Source organism: Planctomonas psychrotolerans, assembly GCF_008642235.1.
Taxonomy (GTDB): domain Bacteria; phylum Actinomycetota; class Actinomycetes; order Actinomycetales; family Microbacteriaceae; genus Planctomonas; species Planctomonas psychrotolerans.
The window spans coordinates 232437-250488 of the sequence record NZ_SJEV01000001.1 but is presented as its reverse complement, the minus strand read 5'-3'; the positions used below and the strand labels follow the sequence as shown (position 1 = coordinate 250488).

Annotated in this window: 21 protein-coding genes and 1 pseudogene; 15 read left to right on the top strand and 7 right to left on the bottom strand. The window is 64.7% G+C overall.

What is annotated here, in order from left to right; genetic code table 11:
• Positions 1-76: 76 nt before the first annotated feature.
• The 8 genes and pseudogenes from EY822_RS01085 (at position 77) to EY822_RS01060 (ending at position 7245) form a co-directional block, all read left to right on the top strand.
• Positions 77-277 carry a BTB/POZ domain-containing protein gene (locus EY822_RS01085; RefSeq protein WP_150306583.1) on the top strand — a complete coding sequence of 67 codons (201 nt, stop codon included), beginning with the start codon at positions 77-79 and terminating at the stop codon, positions 275-277.
• A gap of 201 nt (positions 278-478) precedes the next feature.
• On the top strand, positions 479-1117 hold the full coding sequence (locus tag EY822_RS15210; protein WP_227496922.1) for a DNA cytosine methyltransferase: 639 nt from the start codon (positions 479-481) through the stop codon (positions 1115-1117).
• Positions 1118-1856: 739 nt separating this feature from the next.
• Complete coding sequence (locus tag EY822_RS01075) at positions 1857-3611, top strand: DUF262 domain-containing protein (RefSeq protein ID WP_227496921.1); 1755 nt, start codon at positions 1857-1859, stop codon at positions 3609-3611.
• Between the two features lie 157 nt (positions 3612-3768).
• Positions 3769-3872: pseudogene (locus EY822_RS15590) on the top strand (IS481 family transposase); the annotation flags it as partial.
• Positions 3828-4043 (top strand): helix-turn-helix domain-containing protein, encoded by a 216-nt coding sequence (locus EY822_RS15585; protein WP_406609771.1) that lies wholly within the window; start codon positions 3828-3830, stop codon positions 4041-4043. The pseudogene EY822_RS15590 and the gene EY822_RS15585, both read left to right, overlap by 45 nt.
• Positions 4044-4192: 149 nt before the next feature.
• Positions 4193-4690, top strand: coding sequence for an integrase core domain-containing protein (locus EY822_RS15580; protein ID WP_406609769.1), 498 nt, complete (start codon positions 4193-4195; stop codon positions 4688-4690).
• Positions 4691-5150: 460 nt separating this feature from the next.
• The gene (locus tag EY822_RS01065; RefSeq protein WP_150306581.1) at positions 5151-5471 is read left to right on the top strand and encodes a nucleotide pyrophosphohydrolase; all 321 of its coding nucleotides are present in this window, start codon (positions 5151-5153) and stop codon (positions 5469-5471) included.
• Entirely contained in the window at positions 5458-7245 is a 1788-nt protein-coding gene (locus EY822_RS01060) for a DUF2075 domain-containing protein (protein ID WP_150306580.1), read from the top strand. The genes EY822_RS01065 and EY822_RS01060 overlap by 14 nt, the downstream gene beginning before the upstream one ends.
• Before the next feature lie 206 nt (positions 7246-7451).
• Here EY822_RS01060 and EY822_RS01055 read toward each other — a convergent pair whose 3' ends face one another.
• Complete coding sequence (locus EY822_RS01055; RefSeq protein WP_150306579.1) at positions 7452-7718, bottom strand: hypothetical protein; 267 nt, start codon at positions 7716-7718, stop codon at positions 7452-7454.
• A gap of 248 nt (positions 7719-7966) precedes the next feature.
• Here EY822_RS01055 and EY822_RS01050 point away from each other — a divergent pair, with 248 nt between their 5' ends.
• On the top strand, positions 7967-8638 hold the full coding sequence (locus tag EY822_RS01050; RefSeq protein WP_150306578.1) for a VOC family protein: 672 nt from the start codon (positions 7967-7969) through the stop codon (positions 8636-8638).
• A 117-nt stretch (positions 8639-8755) separates the two neighbouring features.
• On the opposite strand, the gene EY822_RS01045 is transcribed toward EY822_RS01050, so the two are convergent.
• On the bottom strand, positions 8756-9808 hold the full coding sequence (locus tag EY822_RS01045) for an aldo/keto reductase (RefSeq protein WP_150306577.1): 1053 nt from the start codon (positions 9806-9808) through the stop codon (positions 8756-8758).
• A 215-nt stretch (positions 9809-10023) separates the two neighbouring features.
• Here EY822_RS01045 and ppk2 point away from each other — a divergent pair, with 215 nt between their 5' ends.
• Complete coding sequence (gene ppk2, locus EY822_RS01040; RefSeq protein ID WP_227496920.1) at positions 10024-10929, top strand: polyphosphate kinase 2; 906 nt, start codon at positions 10024-10026, stop codon at positions 10927-10929.
• 25 nt (positions 10930-10954) lie between these two features.
• Here ppk2 and EY822_RS01035 read toward each other — a convergent pair whose 3' ends face one another.
• Positions 10955-11692: a phosphotransferase family protein gene (locus tag EY822_RS01035; protein WP_150306575.1), complete on the bottom strand. Its 738-nt coding sequence runs from the start codon at positions 11690-11692 to the stop codon at positions 10955-10957.
• Positions 11693-11838: 146 nt separating this feature from the next.
• Between EY822_RS01035 and EY822_RS01030 the strand changes: the two genes are divergently transcribed.
• Both EY822_RS01030 and EY822_RS01025 read left to right on the top strand, forming a co-directional pair.
• Positions 11839-12339, top strand: a complete 501-nt coding sequence (locus EY822_RS01030; RefSeq protein WP_150306574.1) for an AAA family ATPase — start codon at positions 11839-11841, stop codon at positions 12337-12339.
• Positions 12340-12492: 153 nt separating this feature from the next.
• Complete coding sequence (locus tag EY822_RS01025; protein ID WP_227496919.1) at positions 12493-12744, top strand: glutaredoxin family protein; 252 nt, start codon at positions 12493-12495, stop codon at positions 12742-12744.
• Positions 12745-12772: 28 nt separating this feature from the next.
• On the opposite strand, the gene EY822_RS01020 is transcribed toward EY822_RS01025, so the two are convergent.
• On the bottom strand, positions 12773-12964 hold the full coding sequence (locus EY822_RS01020) for an RAMP4 family protein (protein ID WP_150306572.1): 192 nt from the start codon (positions 12962-12964) through the stop codon (positions 12773-12775).
• 299 nt (positions 12965-13263) lie between these two features.
• Between EY822_RS01020 and EY822_RS15205 the strand changes: the two genes are divergently transcribed.
• Positions 13264-13434, top strand: coding sequence for a hypothetical protein (locus EY822_RS15205; protein ID WP_227496918.1), 171 nt, complete (start codon positions 13264-13266; stop codon positions 13432-13434).
• Between the two features lie 187 nt (positions 13435-13621).
• On the opposite strand, the gene EY822_RS01015 is transcribed toward EY822_RS15205, so the two are convergent.
• Positions 13622-13867 (bottom strand): hypothetical protein, encoded by a 246-nt coding sequence (locus EY822_RS01015; protein WP_150306571.1) that lies wholly within the window; start codon positions 13865-13867, stop codon positions 13622-13624.
• A gap of 202 nt (positions 13868-14069) precedes the next feature.
• Between EY822_RS01015 and arfB the strand changes: the two genes are divergently transcribed.
• Entirely contained in the window at positions 14070-14492 is a 423-nt protein-coding gene (arfB, locus tag EY822_RS01010) for an alternative ribosome rescue aminoacyl-tRNA hydrolase ArfB (RefSeq protein ID WP_150306570.1), read from the top strand.
• Between the two features lie 95 nt (positions 14493-14587).
• On the opposite strand, the gene EY822_RS01005 is transcribed toward arfB, so the two are convergent.
• Positions 14588-14794, bottom strand: a complete 207-nt coding sequence (locus EY822_RS01005) for a dodecin family protein (protein ID WP_150306569.1) — start codon at positions 14792-14794, stop codon at positions 14588-14590.
• A 242-nt stretch (positions 14795-15036) separates the two neighbouring features.
• Here EY822_RS01005 and EY822_RS01000 point away from each other — a divergent pair, with 242 nt between their 5' ends.
• Positions 15037-16707 carry an alkaline phosphatase D family protein gene (locus EY822_RS01000; protein WP_227496917.1) on the top strand — a complete coding sequence of 557 codons (1671 nt, stop codon included), beginning with the start codon at positions 15037-15039 and terminating at the stop codon, positions 16705-16707.
• 116 nt (positions 16708-16823) lie between these two features.
• Here the strand turns inward: EY822_RS01000 and EY822_RS00995 are convergent, their stop codons facing one another.
• Positions 16824-18014 (bottom strand): glycosyltransferase, encoded by a 1191-nt coding sequence (locus EY822_RS00995; protein ID WP_227496916.1) that lies wholly within the window; start codon positions 18012-18014, stop codon positions 16824-16826.
• Between the last annotated feature and the right edge of the window lie 38 nt (positions 18015-18052).

Here is an 18052-nt window from a genome sequence, read left to right as displayed (position 1 = left end):
AGAAGGTGGGCCCGGAGCGGAACATGCTTTGGGAGGAGTTCATCCGCGTTGTGGTCGCGCTCGACCGGAGGTTTTCGTGATCGAGAACGTCGCTAGATTCTTCCGATCCGCGGAGTTTGCGGACCTAAAGTACCGGATCGGCGGAGCGGACTTTGCGAACTATCGCCTTGTCGACCCTGGCTCGAAGCCCGGCGAGACCGAGCTGGACCGTGACAAGCGCTACTTGCGGACGCAGCAAACTACGGTGCTGCGCAAGCCCGTCGGCGCGCGATTGTGATCGGTGTTCGTACTGACGCCGGTCTGTCTTCTGATTTACTGCGTTACCCCAAACCGACGCACTCCCGGGGTCCCTCCGGGAAGAAGGTACCGCTCAAGGGTCTCGGCAAATCGATTGGCTTGATCGCCGAGCAGACCGCATGGGCCGGCCCCCTCCCCGCGACATGTCCCCGGACTCGAAGGCAGCTTCGTCGGCCCGTTCTTGACGACTGACCTTCACATTGGCCGCAGACCAGAGCTGATCTCGCTGTGGCGCTATCGCGCGATCTCGAAAGGTGGCAACCGGAAGGACCTCCGCGGTCGGTATGTGTGTCGCTTCGATGACGGCAGCGAGCTCGTCCTCCAAAAGGTGGGCGACCACCGACACAACGATGGGTCGTTGAACGTTCTTGGTGCGCACATCGTTGTGGTCGATGGTGCCGCCACAAAGCGTCGATTCACCGTGAGCACTGCCAATCCCGTCTCGGAGTGCACGAGGTCGAGGAGCCGTCGCAGCAAGTCGGAGATATTCCATGTTGTTCTCACTGAGGGCGACGCACATCGGACGGTTGTCCTCGAATACCTCTCTACCGTGGCGTGGGACTTGCGCGACGCCAGCTCCGGAGATGTCATGGGTCGGCTCCGGAGCGGGGCGCCCTCTGTGACGATCCGGACGGAGTTCTTCAAGCCTGAGAAGGGTCGGTACCTCCACCCGACTGACTTCGAAGCGGCCAAGCTTCTGGGGGTCCCTGATGACTTCGAGTGTTACGGGTCCAAACTGCAGTTCGGCAACGCGGTGCCCATCCCGCTCGGACGCAAGATAGCCGAGTCGATCTACCTATACATACACGGGGCTGAGTAAAGACGGGGCGTCCTGGACCGGCGCTTTGCAGTGCTTCCCAGCTCCGCACAGACTCCAACAAACGCCCATTTGCCGTTCGTGCCTGCCGGTCGACACCGAACGTTTTAGAGTATAGGACGCGCAGATAGAGGTTCTCGGCAATTTCAGCTCCCTCACAGGCGTCGTCTGCGGGGGCTGGTTGCGGTTGGCCGGAGTCGCTACGGGCTCGCGACCGATAGGCCAGAGAGCGGCGCACACCTGACGTCCACGTCCGGGGCGCAGCGGCAGACTCCCGATCGGAACGATGCCTATGCCGATCAGCGTCGAGCCACCGGGTTGCGATGTCGACCATGCCGTATCGCTGCTTGGCCCACCGATCAGGAATGTAGCCGCTTGAGAAGGCTGAGGTCGGCTGCGCTCGAGCGAGCGTCCGCGGTTTTGGCCTGGTGCCAGTACGGGTAGGGGAGCGGGTCGCACTCGCGTCATTGAGTCGCACAAGCTCCGTGTCGGTCAACTTCAGGTCGGCGGCGCCGAGGTTGTCCGTCAGCTGCTCGTCGTGCGAGCATCGACAATCGTGGACGTGACACCGATATTAGCCAGCATCCAAGCCGTGTATCGGGCAATTTTTCATTCGGGGAAAAGGATGGCACTTCACCGTCTAGCGGCACCCCTGCCCTACGCTGATGCAGTGTCTAGGAGAATCTCCAGCTGGAATTCGCACACGACTATTCACACCAACTACTGGCAAAGAAGGGACCCTGTGTCGATTGTCAAGCTGACAAACAATACCCACGAAACAGACATCGGCTCGCTCATCGGGCGAGACGCAATATTCGTGATTCCTTTCTTCCAGCGGCCATATAAGTGGATGCCCAAGCGCCTCGTACAGTTTGAGAAGGACCTTCTGGCGCTCGTTGACGGAACCAATGACGTGCACTTCCTTGGCGCTGTGATTCACCATGGCCTTTACACCGATCCGTCTGATCCCGACGCCTACCAAGTCATCGACGGTCAACAGCGACTCACGACCATCTACCTCTACCTGTGCGCGGTTGTGCAGATGTATATAGAGCTTGGTGAGACAGTCGAAGCTCAGAAGATATTCCGGAAGTACATAGCTAGCGGCGGGTATCACAACAAGTCGAATATCAAGCTTCAGTCGTCCAAGGAAGACCAAGGGGACATGAACGCGGTCATTCGAGAAGTACTGGCTACCAGAAACTTCGACAAGAGCCTTGAGGGATTCAAGCTCAGCCCACTACCGAGCAGTGTGGAAAGCAATCAACGGGTGGCGACCAACTATAAAGCTGCAAAATCGTTCTTACGCAAACAAGTCAGAGTCGAGGGTGCCGCTCGGCTTGGCCAAATATACGCGCGTCTAGTTCAGTCAATGACGATCGTGCAGATCGACATCAAAGACCCAACTAATGGGCCGAAAATCTTCGATAGTCTGAATTCCGGCCAGGAGCCGATGACGACTGGGGACCTCGTCCGTAACGATGTCTTCGCGAAGACCGCAGCGGACGATCCGGACGAAGCAGTCCGGGTGGACACCCATTACTGGGGCCCGTTCTATCAGAAGTTCAAGGTCGACAAGAAGGAATATTTTGACGACTACTTTTTTCCTTTCGGACTCATCTACGATTCCAACCTCAGGAAATCCGACGTCTACGCGGCCCTGAAGTCACATTGGGTGGGGAAGAAGCCGGAGGACGTGGTCGAAGAACTTTCGGTGTACCAGGCGCCGTTCCTCGATTTGAAATTCGGCACAAATTCTAGCAATCATCCCAAATCGATCAGGAAGGCATTTCGCCGGTTCTACGGTATGGGTGCGCCCAGTTCCATATATCCATTCCTGATGAACCTTTCCGTTGGTATATCGAGGGGTGACGTCAACGAATCGGATGCGTTGGAAACCATGAGAGTGCTCGATTCTTTCCTCGTTAGACGCGCGCTCTGCGGGCACGAGCCAACAGGTCTTCATGCCGTATTCAAGGGCCTGTGGGGAGAAGTTGACGGGAAACCGTCGGGTGCTAACGTTTCTGCGAGAATTGCCACCCGTAAGACAGTTCAGTGGCCATCGAGCTATGAGGTTAGGGAGTCAGTCAAAACTCTTCCCCTTTACGGTACTTCGATCGATCGCTATGTGCTCATGCAATATGAGGAGTCGCTGGGCGGGGACGATGTTTCCTCTCTCACGATGTGGATAGAGCACGTTCTACCACAAGCGTCATCGAAGAACTGGTCGAAGTTCTCGGCTTCTGAGCACGCCCGTCAGAAAGACCTTTTCGCCAACTTGATTCCGCTCAGTTCCCAAATGAATGGGCAGTTGCAAACAAGTGCCTACAGTGTCAAAGCGCCGAAGTTCGAGTCGATGTCTGCCTTCACCAGCGCACGCACATTCGCCAAGAAGTATCCAGATTGGACTCCGGCCGAGGTCGACTCTCGGAGTACTGAACTGGCAGATTGGTGCATTGAGCGATGGCCTCACGAAGCACCACAGAATGCCGTCTAGTTGTTCTCGGCCGTGACGTTGGTGACACTTTCGGGCTTGTGATGTAGCGAGACCCCTGGCTTGATGGAGCTGACTAGTTCAACCATCGCCAGGAGGTCCCCTGCTCCACGCTAATGCTCGTTTGACGACCCGCGGGAGGGCTTTGCTTGTTCACAGAGTGATCCGTGAGGGCCGGCACGTCGCTCACGTGACCAAAGAACTCGGTGTTTCGCGCCAATGCGCGCACCGGTGGGTGCACGCTTTCGGGCCGAAGGCGTTGCAGGGTTGGCCGACCGGTCCAGTCGGCCCCGCACCACGCCAACCCGGGCCACCCCGCAACGCGAGGCAGCCGTGCTCGAAGCGCGGACGCGCCTGCGGTTCGGGCCCCCCCGACTAGCGTCGGTGACCGGCGTCCCGGCCCGGACGATTTCCCGCATCCTGACCCGGCATTAGGTCCCGCCGCTGGCGTGGCTCGACCCTGTCACCGGGCCTCGATCAGGGCGTCCCGGTCGACGGCGAACCGGTACGAACGGGACAGACCAAGGTGAGCTGGTGCATGTCGACGTGAAGAGGCTTGACCGCATCCCGGACGGTGGCGGATGGTGAGTTCACGGCCGTGCCGCGGGCACGAACGACCGGAAGAACCGGATCGGGTTCGACTACGTCCACGCCGCGGTCAAAGACCCACCCGGCGCGCCCACGCCGAGATCCACCCCGATGAGAAGGCCATCACTGCAGCCGGGTTCCTCTCCAAAGCGGCGGCCTACTTCCAAAGACACGGCATCGAGAAGATCGAGCGCGTCATCACCGACAACGCTTTCGCTTACCGGAAGTCGGCCGCGTTCCCCGCCGTCGCCGTGCTCGGCGCCACTCAGAAGTTCATCAAGCCGCACTGCCCCTGGCAGAACGGAAAAGTTGAGCGCTCCGACCTGACCCTCGCAACCGAGTGGGCCTACCGGCAACCATTTACCTCGAACACCGCTCGGGCCGACGCCCTTTGCGCCCTGGATCGCGCACTACAACACTGGTCGAATCCACTCCAGCCACGGCCTCACACCCGCAGCCTGAGTGTCACCAACTCGATGGCTCAGTACAGCTAGGCGCTGGGCAAGTGCGGTCGCAGAGGAATTTCGTCGCATCCGAATGCAGTCGATGCTCAGGCGTCGAAGATTGCCCTCAGCGGCCCCGATGATGTGTGATGAAATGACCCGGCGCGCTTTTCGGTTGTCGCGCACCTCCTTCAATCGGTCGCAAGTTCGGTAGGTCAAGAATCTCTTTTCGGCTCGCCCTGCCGTGGGCAATGCGAACCGGTCAGACAGCAGCTATGCAACCTCGCCCAAGTCGCCTGGCGTCACCCAATAGAGCCGATCAAGTTCGCGCCGCACGCTAGTAGTTGAGCTGCAGCGCTTCACGGTGAACATGCGAGCCAACCTAGCGAACGAAGGAGGCCGCGCAGGCTGCGGTAATTGACGAAACCTGCTTGGTTGGTACGTGAGGGCTCGTCTGCAGGATCGTTGTTCGGCGGAGTATGGGCTCAGGTGTGCTGATACGGTCGCGAGTGTGACAAGTGAGCGTGTTCAGCGAGCCTTAGAGGCGTTCGTTCGTGAGCGTGACTGGGCCCAATTTCACACTCCGGCGAACCTCGCGAAAAGCATTTCGATCGAAGCGGGCGAGCTGTTGGAATGCTTCCAATGGAACGACGACGGCGACCAGTCGCGAGTATGCGAGGAGCTAGCCGATGTCGTGACGTACTGCACGTTGCTTGCAGCGCGATTGGGCGTCGATCTAGACGAGATTGTGCTGGAGAAGCTTGCCTCCACGGAGGAGAAGTACCCCGCAGAACGCGCGAAGGGACGGAGTACAAAGTATGACTCCCTTTGAGCTCGAGCAGTTCCACTTCACCGCGCCCGCGATCTCGAGTTGGGCGTCCGGCGATGAACGCCGCCGGAACTGGCCAGTCGTCTACGTACTCAATTGTGCGGACTCGCAGGGCGCCGCGACCGTATATGTCGGCGAGACGGTCAATGCTGCTTCTCGCATGCGCCAACATCTCGCGAACCCTGCCAAGAGCGGGTTCGAGAGCGTGCGTGTCGTCATCGACGAGACCTTCAACAAGTCCGTGTGCCTCGATCTGGAATCACATTTGATCCGGTGGCTCGCCGGTGATGGGCAGTTCCGGGTGATGAATGGCAATGAGGGCATCATCGATGCTCGTTACTACGGGCGCGACCTGTATCGGGAGAGCTTCCGCGATATCTTCGAGCAGCTACGGTCAGCGGGGATCTTCCAGCGAAGCATCCCTGAGATTGAGAACAGCGACCTGTTCAAGCTTTCGCCGTTCAAGGTGCTCACGCCTGAGCAGGCGATCGCCGTTGAAGACATCGTCGAAGGGCTGCTAGAAGACCTTCGCACGGGTGCTCAGTCGGCGAGCGTGATCGAGGGGTATCCAGGAACCGGCAAGACAATTGTTGCCATCTTTCTCATGAAACTCCTCGCAGACATCCGCGACTTCGAGGACGCAGATGAGATTGAGCCCGATTCGATATTCGCCGAGTTCTTCGTCCCAGAGAATCGTGCACTGCTCGCAGACATTCGGATCGGATTGGTCGTGCCGCAGCAATCCCTACGGGAGTCGATCAAGCGCGTGTTCAAGAAGACACCGAAGGTAAATGCGAGCCAGATAATCACGCCGTTCGACGTGGGGGTATCCGATCAGTACTGGGACGTTCTTATCGTGGATGAAACGCATCGCCTGAATCAACGCGCCAACCAGTCGTCCGCTGTCAACAACACAAGGTTCTCGGCGATCAACGAGAAACTGTTCGGCGCCGACGACCACTCGAAGACGCAACTAGATTGGATCCGTGCTCAAAGCGCGCACCAAATCTACCTGCTCGATGCCGAGCAGACGGTGCGGCCGGCTGACCTTCCGCAGAAGGTCCTCCGCTCGCTCGTCGATGAAGCCCACTCGGCACATCGCCGGTACCCGTTGTCCACTCAGATGCGGGTGCGCGCGGGGACAAACTACGTGAAATTTGTTCGGGCGCTGCTGCGCGGCGAAACCAACCAGTCGAGCCGCCCCGACTTCGGCGATTATGATCTCAGGATGTTCGATGATCTGGCAGCGATGCAACACGAGATCCTCGATAGGAACGCCGAGCACGGTCTTGCTCGCCTCGTAGCAGGGTATGCGTGGACGTGGAAAAGTAAGCGCGACAAGTCAGCGTTCGACATCGAACTGGATGGTGTGAGTTTGCGCTGGAATAGTCAAGAGAAGGACTGGATCAGCAGCCCGGCGTCAATCCACGAAGTTGGCTCTATCCACACTGTCCAGGGATACGACCTGAACTATGCAGGAGTCATCATCGGCGATGACCTCCGTTATGACGCCGAGTCACGTTCTTTCTACATCGACCGCGCCTCGTACCGCGATGCGAGAGGTAAACAGAACAACAAGCAGCGCGGGATCGTCTACTCCGATGAGGAATTACTTGAGTTCATCCGCAATATATATGGCGTACTGCTGACACGCGGGATGCGTGGCACCTACATGTACGTGTGCGACCCGTCCCTTCGGGAGTACATTGCCGACGCACTTGGTAGCCCCACTGGCGAAGCTTCTCCAGTAACCAAACCTCGCCGTCGAACAGGCTGATCAGGTCGCCAGCCGCTCCGGTAGAGCTGAGCCGTGGCTAGCTGTCGAGGGAGCCTGACTCTCAGGGAAGTGAGCAACCTTACGAGGGGGCGCAGGTTCAGTTCTCGTTGGATCGACAGCTGTTCGCGAAAGCACATCCGAACCGTCGCAATCCTGGCAGCAGATGCACTGAGGATCTTGATGAGCAGAATCACCGGCCGGTCGACCTACCAGATGATCCCGCCTCCGAGCGAGATGCCGCCCCACGTGAGCGAGATGAAGATCGCGGCGAATACGACAGGTGCGATCCCCTTGCCGCTGCGCGCGAGCCCCTTGAAGAGGGCGATCGCGGCGAGGATGGCAGCGACGATGGAGAGACCGCCGCCCAGGATCAGCCCGATGAACAGCGGGATGGGCATGAGCACGAGACCCGCCAACGCGAACCAGAATGCGGCCCAGGCGAGGGGATTGGAGCGGCGTTCGACGAAGGACATGCCTCATTATCCCGTGTGCGCAACCCGCGGCCCGCAAGTTCGCAGCCCGCGGCCCGAGGCCCGCAAGCCCGCAGCTCTGCCGGCCGACGGCTCGGCCCGTCAGCGCCGCACGAACTCGTCGGCACCGGTGCCGGAACAGGCGTCCGACGGGCTTCCGGGCACCCTCACGCCACGAGTACTGTGCTGACCACGCGGGGCTATCGCCTGCTTGCGGCACGCGACCCGGGAACACCTTGAAAGGAGTGCGCGTGAGCGAGACAACGAGCAGTGCCGAGTGGATCTCCCCGGCTGAGTTCCACCGGGCGCACGGGGTGGCCGACTGGCGAGTGACCGCAACCGGCCCGCAGGCCGTATTCGTCGCGCCATCCCTCGTCGACGCTGCGGCGATCGTGCCCGCGGTCGTCGACGCCGCAGCGCGGTTCGGCGTATTGCCCGACATCGACGTGCGACCCGAGGCGGTGGTCGTGCGCATACCCGACCGCACCTTCCAGGGCATACCCGCGGCGGCACCGGAGTTCGCGGCGGCCGTGTCCGCGGCGGCCAGGGAGCTGCGGCTGACCGCCGATCCGTCGCGCGTGCAGTCGATTGGCATCTACGTGGCGCAGCATTCCGAGGCCGACGTCCGGCCATTCTTCGCGGCGGCTCTGGGCTACGAGGACTTGGGCGACACGGATGCCGTCGACCCCCTGCGCTGCGGACCGCAGCTCGCGTTCAACCCGATCACCGGCGACGCCCCGGCGCGGGGCCGCACGCACTTCGACGTCTTCGTGCCGGACGACCAGGCCCGGGCACGGGTGGATGCCGCGATCGCCGCGGGCGGCAGGCTGGTCGACGACTCGAACGCCCCCGCCTGGTGGACGCTGGCATCGCCCGACAACCACGGCGTGGACATCGCGTCCTGGACCGACACGACGGACTGAGACCTCGGCGACCGCGCGCCGCCGAGCCGCATCGTCGCGATAGCCCGCATGCATACGAGCGGGTCCCGGTGAACGGTCGCGGTACGGCCCCGCGGCGTACCGCAGGGCCGTACGGGACTAGTTAATGTGTCGCGCGATGAGGCTGAGGTCGGCCGCGCTCGACCGTCCGTCGGCCGTGTTGGCCTGGTGCCAGTACGGGTAGGGGAGGGGGGTGGCGCTTGCCTCGTCGAGTCGCGCGATCTCGGCATCCGTCAGTTGTAGGTCGGCGGCACCGAGGCTGTCCGTCAGCTGCTCCTCGGTGCGAGCGCCGACGATCGTGGAGGTGACGCCGGGCTTGGCCAGGGTCCACGCCAATCCGACCTGAGTAGCGGACGCATTACGGTCGTTCGCGATCTCGACCAGCACCTCGATGGTGGTGTAGAGGCGGTCCTCGTCGTAGATGGGCGGTTCGGTCCAGCCCTCGAAGCGGCGCGAGCCCTCGGGCGCATCCTGGCCCTTGCGGTATTTGCCGGTGAGCAGTCCGCCGGCGAGCGGGCTCCAGACGAGGATGCCGAGGCCCTGGTCGAGGGTGATCGGCACGAGCTCGTTCTCCGCGTCCCGGGACTGCAGCGAGTAGTAGATCTGCTGGCTGGCGAAGCGCTCGCGACCGTGCTTGTCGGATGACCAGAGCGCCTTCATCAGGTGCCAACCGGAGAAGTTGGACGCACCGATGTAGCGGACCTTGCCCGAGCGCACGAGGTCGTCGAGGGCGGAGAGGGTCTCCTCGAGGGGAGTCTTGCCGTCCCAGCCGTGCAGCTGGTAGAGGTCGATGTAGTCGGTGCCGAGGCGGCGCAGGCTGTCCTCGGCGGCCCGGACGATGTGGTGGCGGGAGAGTCCGGCGTCGTTCGGTCCGTCGCCCATGCCGCCGCGCGCCTTGGTCGCGATGAGCATCTGGTCGCGCTTGGCACCGAGGGCCTGGCCGAGGATCTCCTCGGAGGCGCCCTCCGAGTAGACGTCGGCGGTGTCGATGAGGTTCACGCCGGCTTCCTGCGCGATGTCGATCTGCCGGCGGGCGCCATCCACGTCGATGTGGCCGACCGGGCTCGCCCAGCCGGTGCCCGCGAAGCCCATCGTGCCGAGGCTGATGGTGGAGACCTGAAGTCCTGTGTTGCCGAGATAGCGGTATTCCATGATTCGACCCTACTCAGGGCGGGAGAGCCTGCGGAGGTGGAAGGGGGAGGCGCGTCGCCCGTGCGTCGGGCACCACCCGAGTAAGAGTCGACCTCGACTCATTCATGCGCCGCGGGATGAGTCGCACAGCGGAGGCGCCCCGCATTCACCCCCGCGTCGGAGGAGGCGACCATAATGCAGTACGGAAACGACGTCGGTCGGGTGAGGAGTACGCGTTGAGCGATCTGCAGGTTGAGGGACTCCGGGACTACATCGAGCACCTTCGGCAGTCCGGCTACTCGGTTCAGGACGGGCACACGCCCGATCCCGACCTCATCGATCCGGAGGGCAACCCGGTCTACACATGGCAGGAGGGCTATCCCTATGCCGAGCGGATGGATCGCGACGAGTACGAGCTGGAGAAGTACAAGCTGCAGGTCGAGCTGCTGAAGTTCCAGTACTGGCTCGAGGACAATGGCCGGCGCGCGATCATCCTCTTCGAGGGGCGCGACGCCGCGGGCAAGGGTGGCACGATCAAGCGGTTCACCGAACACCTCAACCCGCGCACCGCGCGTGTGGTAGCGCTCAGCAAGCCGACCGAGCGCGAAACGGGTCAGTGGTACTTCCAGCGCTACGTGCAGCATCTGCCGACCGCGGGGGAGATCGTGCTGTTCGACCGATCCTGGTACAACCGTGCGGGTGTGGAGCGGGTCATGGGGTTCTCCACAGACGCGCAGTACGAAGAGTTCATGGTGCAGGCGCCGCTGTTCGAGCGGATGCTCGTCGACTCGGGCATCCACGTGACCAAGCTGTGGTTCTCCGTCTCGCGAACGGAGCAGCGCACGCGCTTCGCGATCCGTCAGCTCGACCCCGTGCGTCGGTGGAAGCTCTCCCCGATGGATCTCGCCTCGCTCGATCGCTGGGAGGACTACACGGCCGCCAAGGAGGAGATGTTCCAGCGCACCGATAAGAAGCACGCGGCGTGGACGATCATCCGGTCGAACGACAAGAAACGCGCCCGCCTCAACGCGATGCGCTTCTTTCTCGGGCAGTTCGATTACGAGGGCCGGGACAACTCCGTCGTCCGCAAGCCCGACCCGCTGCTGGTGATGCGCGGTAAGCAGGAAACCGCCGACGAGTAGGCGGAGGGCAGCCGGGTAGCGGCAATCACATCGCGGAGCGGAGGACGTCGAACTCGGCACCCCGCGAGGACGGGTCGAAGCCATGCTCGATCAGCCAGCGCGCCGCCACAAGGCTCCGCCACGACCACCATCCGCGGATGACGTCGAGGTCGACGTCGGTGCCGTATCCGGCGACGACATCGGCGAGGTGCTCCTCGTGTCCCAGCGTCAGGGTGGCGAGGTCGTACAGTCCGTCGCCGGGCGCGGCCTCTGACCAGTCGAGCACCCCGGTCACCTCGTCGCCGTCGACGAACACATGCGTGAGCTGAAAGTCGCCGTGCGCAAAGACCGGCACCCACGGCCGGAGTGCGGCCTCGGCGAGCCGGCGGTTGCGCGCGACGAGGTCCGCGGGCAGGACCCCGTTCCGGACGAGCCAGTCGCATTCGTTCGCCAGTCGCGCTGCGAGCGAGTCGAGACTCTTCCCGGACCAGGCCGGCAGCGGCGCGTCGTGCAGCATCCGCGCGGCCGCACCCGCTGCCGACCATGCCGCGGGCGACACGGGAGACGGCTCGCCGAGCACGCCGAGCGCCTCGCCGGGGAGCGCGGCGAGCGCGAGCACGGGCGGCGTGCGCCACAGGATCTGCGGCGTCGGGATCGGCGCCAGAGCCACCGCGGCGACCTCGATGTCGGTCAGCGACGAATCGGAGTCGATCTTGAGGAACACGTCGCCGACGCGCAGCGTCGCGCGCTCACTGTGGGCGACGACCACCTCGACTTCCGCCATGCCGCCATTCTCGCGTGCCGGCCGGCGCCGTCGCCACAGCCGCACGATCCGCCCGGACCAGCCGGCGCTCTTTCGCGCGAGCGGGGTGCTGGGTCGCGGCAACGCGGCATCATGGGGAGACGAGTAGAAGAGGTGGGGGCGAGGATATGACGCTGGGAGCCGACAGCACCGAGCGACCCGCGCTCATCCTCTTCTGCGGCCTGCCCGGTTCCGGCAAGACAACCGTGGCGCGCGAGCGAGCACGAGAGGCGGGCGCCATCCGGTTCAGCACCGACGAATGGATGGCCGATCTCGGCGTCGACTACTTCGACGAGATTCGCGACCGGGTGCAGGCGCGGTTGGACGACCTGTGGAAGGAATTGCTCGAGCACGGACAGAGCGTCCTCCTCGAAGACGGGACGTGGAAGCGGGACGAACGGGATGCGCTTCGCCGGGTCGCGGCGCGGCTCGGCGCCAGCACGGAGCTGCACTACTTCGACATCCCGATCGACGACCTGTGGCGTCGGCTCGACCTCCGCAATGCCAATCCCACCTACGGGTCGGCACCGATCTCGCGGAACCTGCTCGACGAGTGCCTGACCCGGTTCGAACGCCCAGACGACGCGGAGCTGCTCCTCTTCGATCGCTGCGTCGTGCACCGCTCGTGAACCGGACCCGGGATGCGGTGGCACCCTCGGGTTCGGCGCTGCCGGGAGGGCAGTCGGTGGTGCACCCAGCACGGTAGAGAATGATGAATGCGGGTGCCGTCTGTCGTCCGGCATCCGATCGCCCGCTCCCACCCGAACGAGAATGAGGTCCCCGTGAGTAGTCCCATCCGCGTCTTCGGTGCCGACTGGTGCCGCGACTGCCGACGCACCAGCAAGCAGCTGAAAGACCTCGGTGTGCCCTTTGACTACGTTGACCTCGTCGCCGACGAGGCCGCCGCGGAAGTGGCCCGGCAGATTTCGGGGCGAACGAACATCCCCGTGGTCGTCTACCCGGACGGCACCCACCACGTCGAGCCGAGCAACGCCGACGTGGAGACGAAGCTGCGCGAGCTCTCCCTCATCTGACCCGGTCGATGAGCGCAGCTTCGCAGGGCTAAGCGAGCAGGCTGAGCAGGGCGAGCGTTGCCGCGGAGCCGCCCATCACGGCTCCCGCCGCGGCACCTCGGCTCATCCTCGAGCCTGTGTCGCGGCCAGCCCAGGCGACTCCGACCGCTGAGAAGCCGACCACCACCGCTGCGAGCTCCGCGAGCAGCCACGGTGACACCGGGTAGGCGATGTCCGGCATGGGAAAGACGGCGCCAATCAGCCATGAGTACGACAGAAGTCAGGCGGTCACGGCGACGACGCCGAGGGCGAGAGCGGTGCGCTCGGATCGACTGGACGTATCCATGCACGGACGGTACTGCTGCGGTTAGGGGAGTTCAACCACTGCGGCTGGCGGAAGGACGCAGATCTTGCGTGGGGAGGCAATCGGTGCGTCCGACTTCGGCGTTGCTCGCAACGGGGATGCGCCGCGCGCTGGGTCACGCTCGGCGCAATGGGACGATCGAATACGCTCTTCAGATACCGACCGAAGGATTCGACGTGTCCTCTACTCCCGAGCACTCCCCGCACGATCACGTACCCGGCCCCGACGAGTCGGCCGTGCCGGAGCTCGAGGACGACCAGACTGTCGCGCCGCGTCCGGAGGAGGAGATCGCCGACGTGCTGCGGGCCGAACCGGATGTCGAGGATCACAGCCAGCATTCGGAGTGACGGCGTCTCGGGCGGGCACTCCGCCACAACCCCGGAAGGACGAGTGCCGTGCGGCTCGCCGCTCTAGGCCTGCCGGAGCTCACCACCCGGGCTTCGGCATGTGCGACGGTGACGGTCACGTCAATCGCGTAGGCGGTATTGACCCGGAACTCTCACGCGACGGCCGTCGATTCATGGAGAGCCGTTGCTACTGGGTCGGTTTGAACACGTCATCGGCTGCACGCTGGAGGACCCGCTCGATGTCGGCGACCCGCATGTCCCGAACGTCGACGACCCGGATCTCGTCTGTCGCCTTCTCGTTGCGGGTCGTCAGGTGCTCGGGCTCATCCGCGGGCGCGTGCGTTCTGCGCGGCCAGAAACGCCAGATGATCGAGAAGACGATCAGCGACACCAACGTGGAAAGCAGAATGATCAGCTGCACTCCGAGGTCCACGTTCGCGAGAGTACTCGACCGCTCTGGTCCGATCAATCGTCCTGAGCAGGGCGGAGTGCCACACGGTCCTGCGCGGGCGGCTGCCACCCCGGCTCGACGATAACCGTATCGATCGCGGGTTTCCTCATCAGAGGCGGCGTGACCGTCGCACATTCACGCTGTGGTCGACTGCCAGAGCACGGATCAGTGGGATCCTGATGGCATGGATCTCGAGGTGTCGCCCAACCTCACGATTCCCGCATCCGAACTGCAGTGGAAGTTCTCGCGCGCCTCGGGGCCGGGCGGCCAGCACGTCAACACCTCGGACAGCAGGGTGCAGCTGACGTGGAGCGTGACCGAATCGGCCGCGCTCACCGATGACCAGCGGACGAGGCTCCTCACCGGGCTCGGGCGGCGACTCGTCGGGGGAGCGATCACCGTGACGGTGTCGGAGCGCCGCTCCCAGTTGCGCAATCGCGAGTCCGCGCTGGGCGGTCTCGCCGATCTCGTGCGTGGTGCTCTGGCGCCTCCCGCGCCCGTCCGCCGACCCACCCGGCCGACGCGCGGGTCGGCGCGGCGTCATTCTGCGGCGAAGAAGCTGCGCTCCGAGACGAAGCAGCGACGGCAGCGGCCGACCGGCGAGTAGTCCGACGCGACCGGCCCGCGCGAACGGCGGGCGCGGACGGCGAACGATTACGGCCTGAGCAGACCGCGACCGTCAGCCGTCTGCGCGATCAGCGATCAGTCATCGAGTACGAAGGTGACCTCGAGCACCACGTTGAAGCTCGTGATCGATCCGTCGGAACACTCGACCGTCTGCTCCTTGACCCACGCGCCGCTGATGTTCCGCAGCGTGGAGTGGGCCCGCTCGATGCCTTCGCGGACGGCCGAGTCGAAGCTCTCCGTCGAACGGGAGCTGATGGTGGTGATGCGAGCGACTGTGCTCATGACAACCTCCTTGTTGTGTGACCCGAGTCTTCACCCGCCCGGCGGGCTCGCACAAGGGTTCACCGATTCGACGAACGAGGATCCCTGCGTGCCGACGGTGGACCCGCGCACACGAGCGCATACGCGCAGACCAGCACACCCCAGCGCACTTGAGCGAGACCGGCGCACACGAGCCGCACGTCAGGTCCGAGAGGCGACCTCGGGCCCTTGGCCGACCGGCGGGTACGCGGTAGAACAGGGTCATGGCACGCTCGCTGCTGCTGGGACCGATGCTGCGGTACGTCAATGAGACGACCGCGAGCATCTGGGTGGAGACGCGGGCCGACGGCGTGGTCGGCGTGCACGCCGCGGGACGATCGTGGCAGTCGCGCACCTTCGCCGTGCACGGTCACCACTACGCCCTCGTCGAGGTCGACCAGCTCGCGCCAGGCAGCGTGTCGCCCTACACGGTGGAGGTCGACGGGGTGCAGGTGTGGCCGGAGCCGGACTCGGAGTATCCGGAATCCGTCATCGCCACCCGCACCCCCGGCCGACCGCCGCGGATCGCCTACGGATCGTGCCGCACCAGCGTTCCGCACGACCGTGCGGGCAACCTCACCCACGGTGTCGACGCGCTGCGCGCGTTCGCTCTCGCGGTGGCCGACGGCACTGAGGCCAGGCCCGACCTGCTGCTCTTCCTCGGCGACCAGGTGTACGCCGACTCCACGACCACGGAGATGCAGGAGTTCATCAAGGGCCGGCGGGACATCCACGAAGACCCGGGCACGGAGCTCAAGGACTTCGAGGAGTACGCCCACCTCTATCAGCTGGCGTGGTCGGACGAGGCCAATCGGTGGCTGCTGTCGACGGTGCCGACCGCGATGATCTTCGACGACCACGACATCCGTGACGACTGGAACGCGTCGCTCGACTGGAAGAAGAAGATGGAAGCCACCTCGTGGTGGCAGAAGCGCATCGTCGCAGGTCTCGCGTCGTACTGGGTCTACCAGCACCTCGGCAACCTGTCCCCCGAAGGACGTGCTCAGGACCCGCTGTGGCGCCGGATCCGCGCCCACGATGCTGCCGGCCCGCTGGATCTCAGCGAGACGCTCGACGCCTTCGCCGACCGCTGCGACAAGGTCCCGAACAGCTACCGCTGGAGTTACTGCCGGGACTTCGATGACGTGCGACTTCTCGTCGTCGACTCCCGCGTGGCGCGGGATCTCACGCCGTCCGCCCGGGGGGTGCTCAACGAGCGGGAGGCCGCCTGGTTCGACGAGCACATGCAGGGCGGATTCCGCCACTATCTCGTGGGAACGTCCCTGCCGTTCCTGCTGCCAGTGGGGCTGCATCACCTCGAGGCATGGGACGAAGCCATCTCCATGGGGGCCTGGGGGCGACCGGCCGCGTGGCTCGGGGAACGATTGCGGCAGGGCCTCGACCTCGAGCACTGGGCGGCGTTCCAGAACAGCTTTCAGTCGGTTGCCCGGATCGCGACGGAGGTGTCGGATGGTGCCCGCGGTCCGTCGCCCGCGACGGTGACCTTCCTGTCGGGCGACGTGCACTTCTCGTACCTGGCCGAGGTGGAGCGCGAGAGCGGTGGCCGCATCCTGCAGGCCGTGTGCTCACCCGTGCGGAACCCCCTGCCCCGGTTCCTGCGCTGGTTCTCGGGGGCGATGTCGTACGGTGCAGCGACTCCGCTGGGCGCGGCGTTCGCGCGTTCCGCGAAGGTTCCCGACCTACCCTTCCGATGGAAGACCGTGAAGGGTCCGTGGTTCGACAACAACTTGGCGCTGCTGCAGACCGGGCCGGACGGCCTCACGTTGACCTGGCACCGGGGCGTCGTCGAGAACGGGAACGAGCAGCGCCCCCGGTTGGAGAAGGTGGCATCCGTCACCGTTTCGGCGACGAGGGACTCCATTTCGCCGTCCTAACTGCCGCCGCCGCAGGCATCACGACCGCAGCGCCCGGCGACGCGGTCGTGATGTCGACGCAGCGCCTGTCGACGCGGTGCCCGTCGACGCAGCGCCCGTCGACGCAGCGCCCGTCATCAGAGCGACTCGAGCACCCGCAGCGCGGCGGCCAACCCGTCCTCCTTGCGCATCGCGTGACCCATCCGCTCCGCCCGGTCGCGCAGAGTGAGTGCCTCGGCGATCGCGGCGGACAGTGAGTCGGCCGTCAAGCGTGACGAGGGAATCGGCTGTGCCGCGACACCCCGCTGATGCAGCCGCGCACCCCAGAAGGGCTGGTCGGCGGAGAAGGGCACCACCACCGACGGGATGCCCGCTCGGGCGACCGCGTGGCTAGTGCCGGCGCCGCCGTGGTGCACGGCAAGCACTGCACCGGGCAGCACGGCATCGAACGGCGCCGCCCGCACGGCGAGCACGTCAGGCCCGCGGCATTCGTCAGGCACGGCCAGGCCGCCCCATCCGGTGAGGGCCAGAACTCCGAGCCCGTGCGCACGGGCGGCCTCCATCACCGCACGACCGCGGGCCCGCGCGTCCCCCGCCGCCATCGACCCGAAGGACGCGACGAGATACTCACGGTCCCGCACGAAGTCGGCGACGGCCGGGTCGACGGACGCCTCGGCCGCAGAGTCGTGCCAGGCGCCGGTGAGGTGCACCTGCTCCGGCCAATCGCGTGGCCGCGGCAGCAGCTCGGGGCTCACCGCCATGAGCGTCGCGCGAGACGGCGAGCGGTGGGCGGGAGCCTGCCCGCCCGGCACCTCGGCGGCCGCTCTCGCCACGTCGCGGTCGAAAAGCCGCGCGGCGGCCCGCGGCACGGCATAGGTCGCCCGGTTGTACCGACCGAGATCGCGGGTCGCGGTCGGCCCGCCGGGCGCGGTGAACTCGGCGCTCGGGGTGGCGACGGGGGAGAACTCGACGAGCACGCGGGGAACGCCCAGAGCGTCGGCGACCATCGGCGCGCTGAGGATGAGCGGGTGGTGCACCACCATGTCGGGTGCGAACGCCACCGTCTCGCGCACTGCGGCGGCGAACATGCGGCGCAGGGCGGGGCGAACCTGCCGCTGCACGTGTCGCAGGAGCGTCCACGGGAGCATGCCGGACTCGGGCAGCAGGGGACCGAACCGCAGATCGAGGCGAACGGCATCCACCCCGGTAAGGTCCACACCGCTGTCGTCTGGCACCGCCAACCGAACCTCGTGGCCTCGGGCCGAGGCGTATCGCGCGAGCGCCGCGAAGGGCTCCACATCACCCCGTGTTCCGGCTGTGAGCAGCATCAATCGCACCCGGATAGTCTGTGCCCTGGGATGGCGGT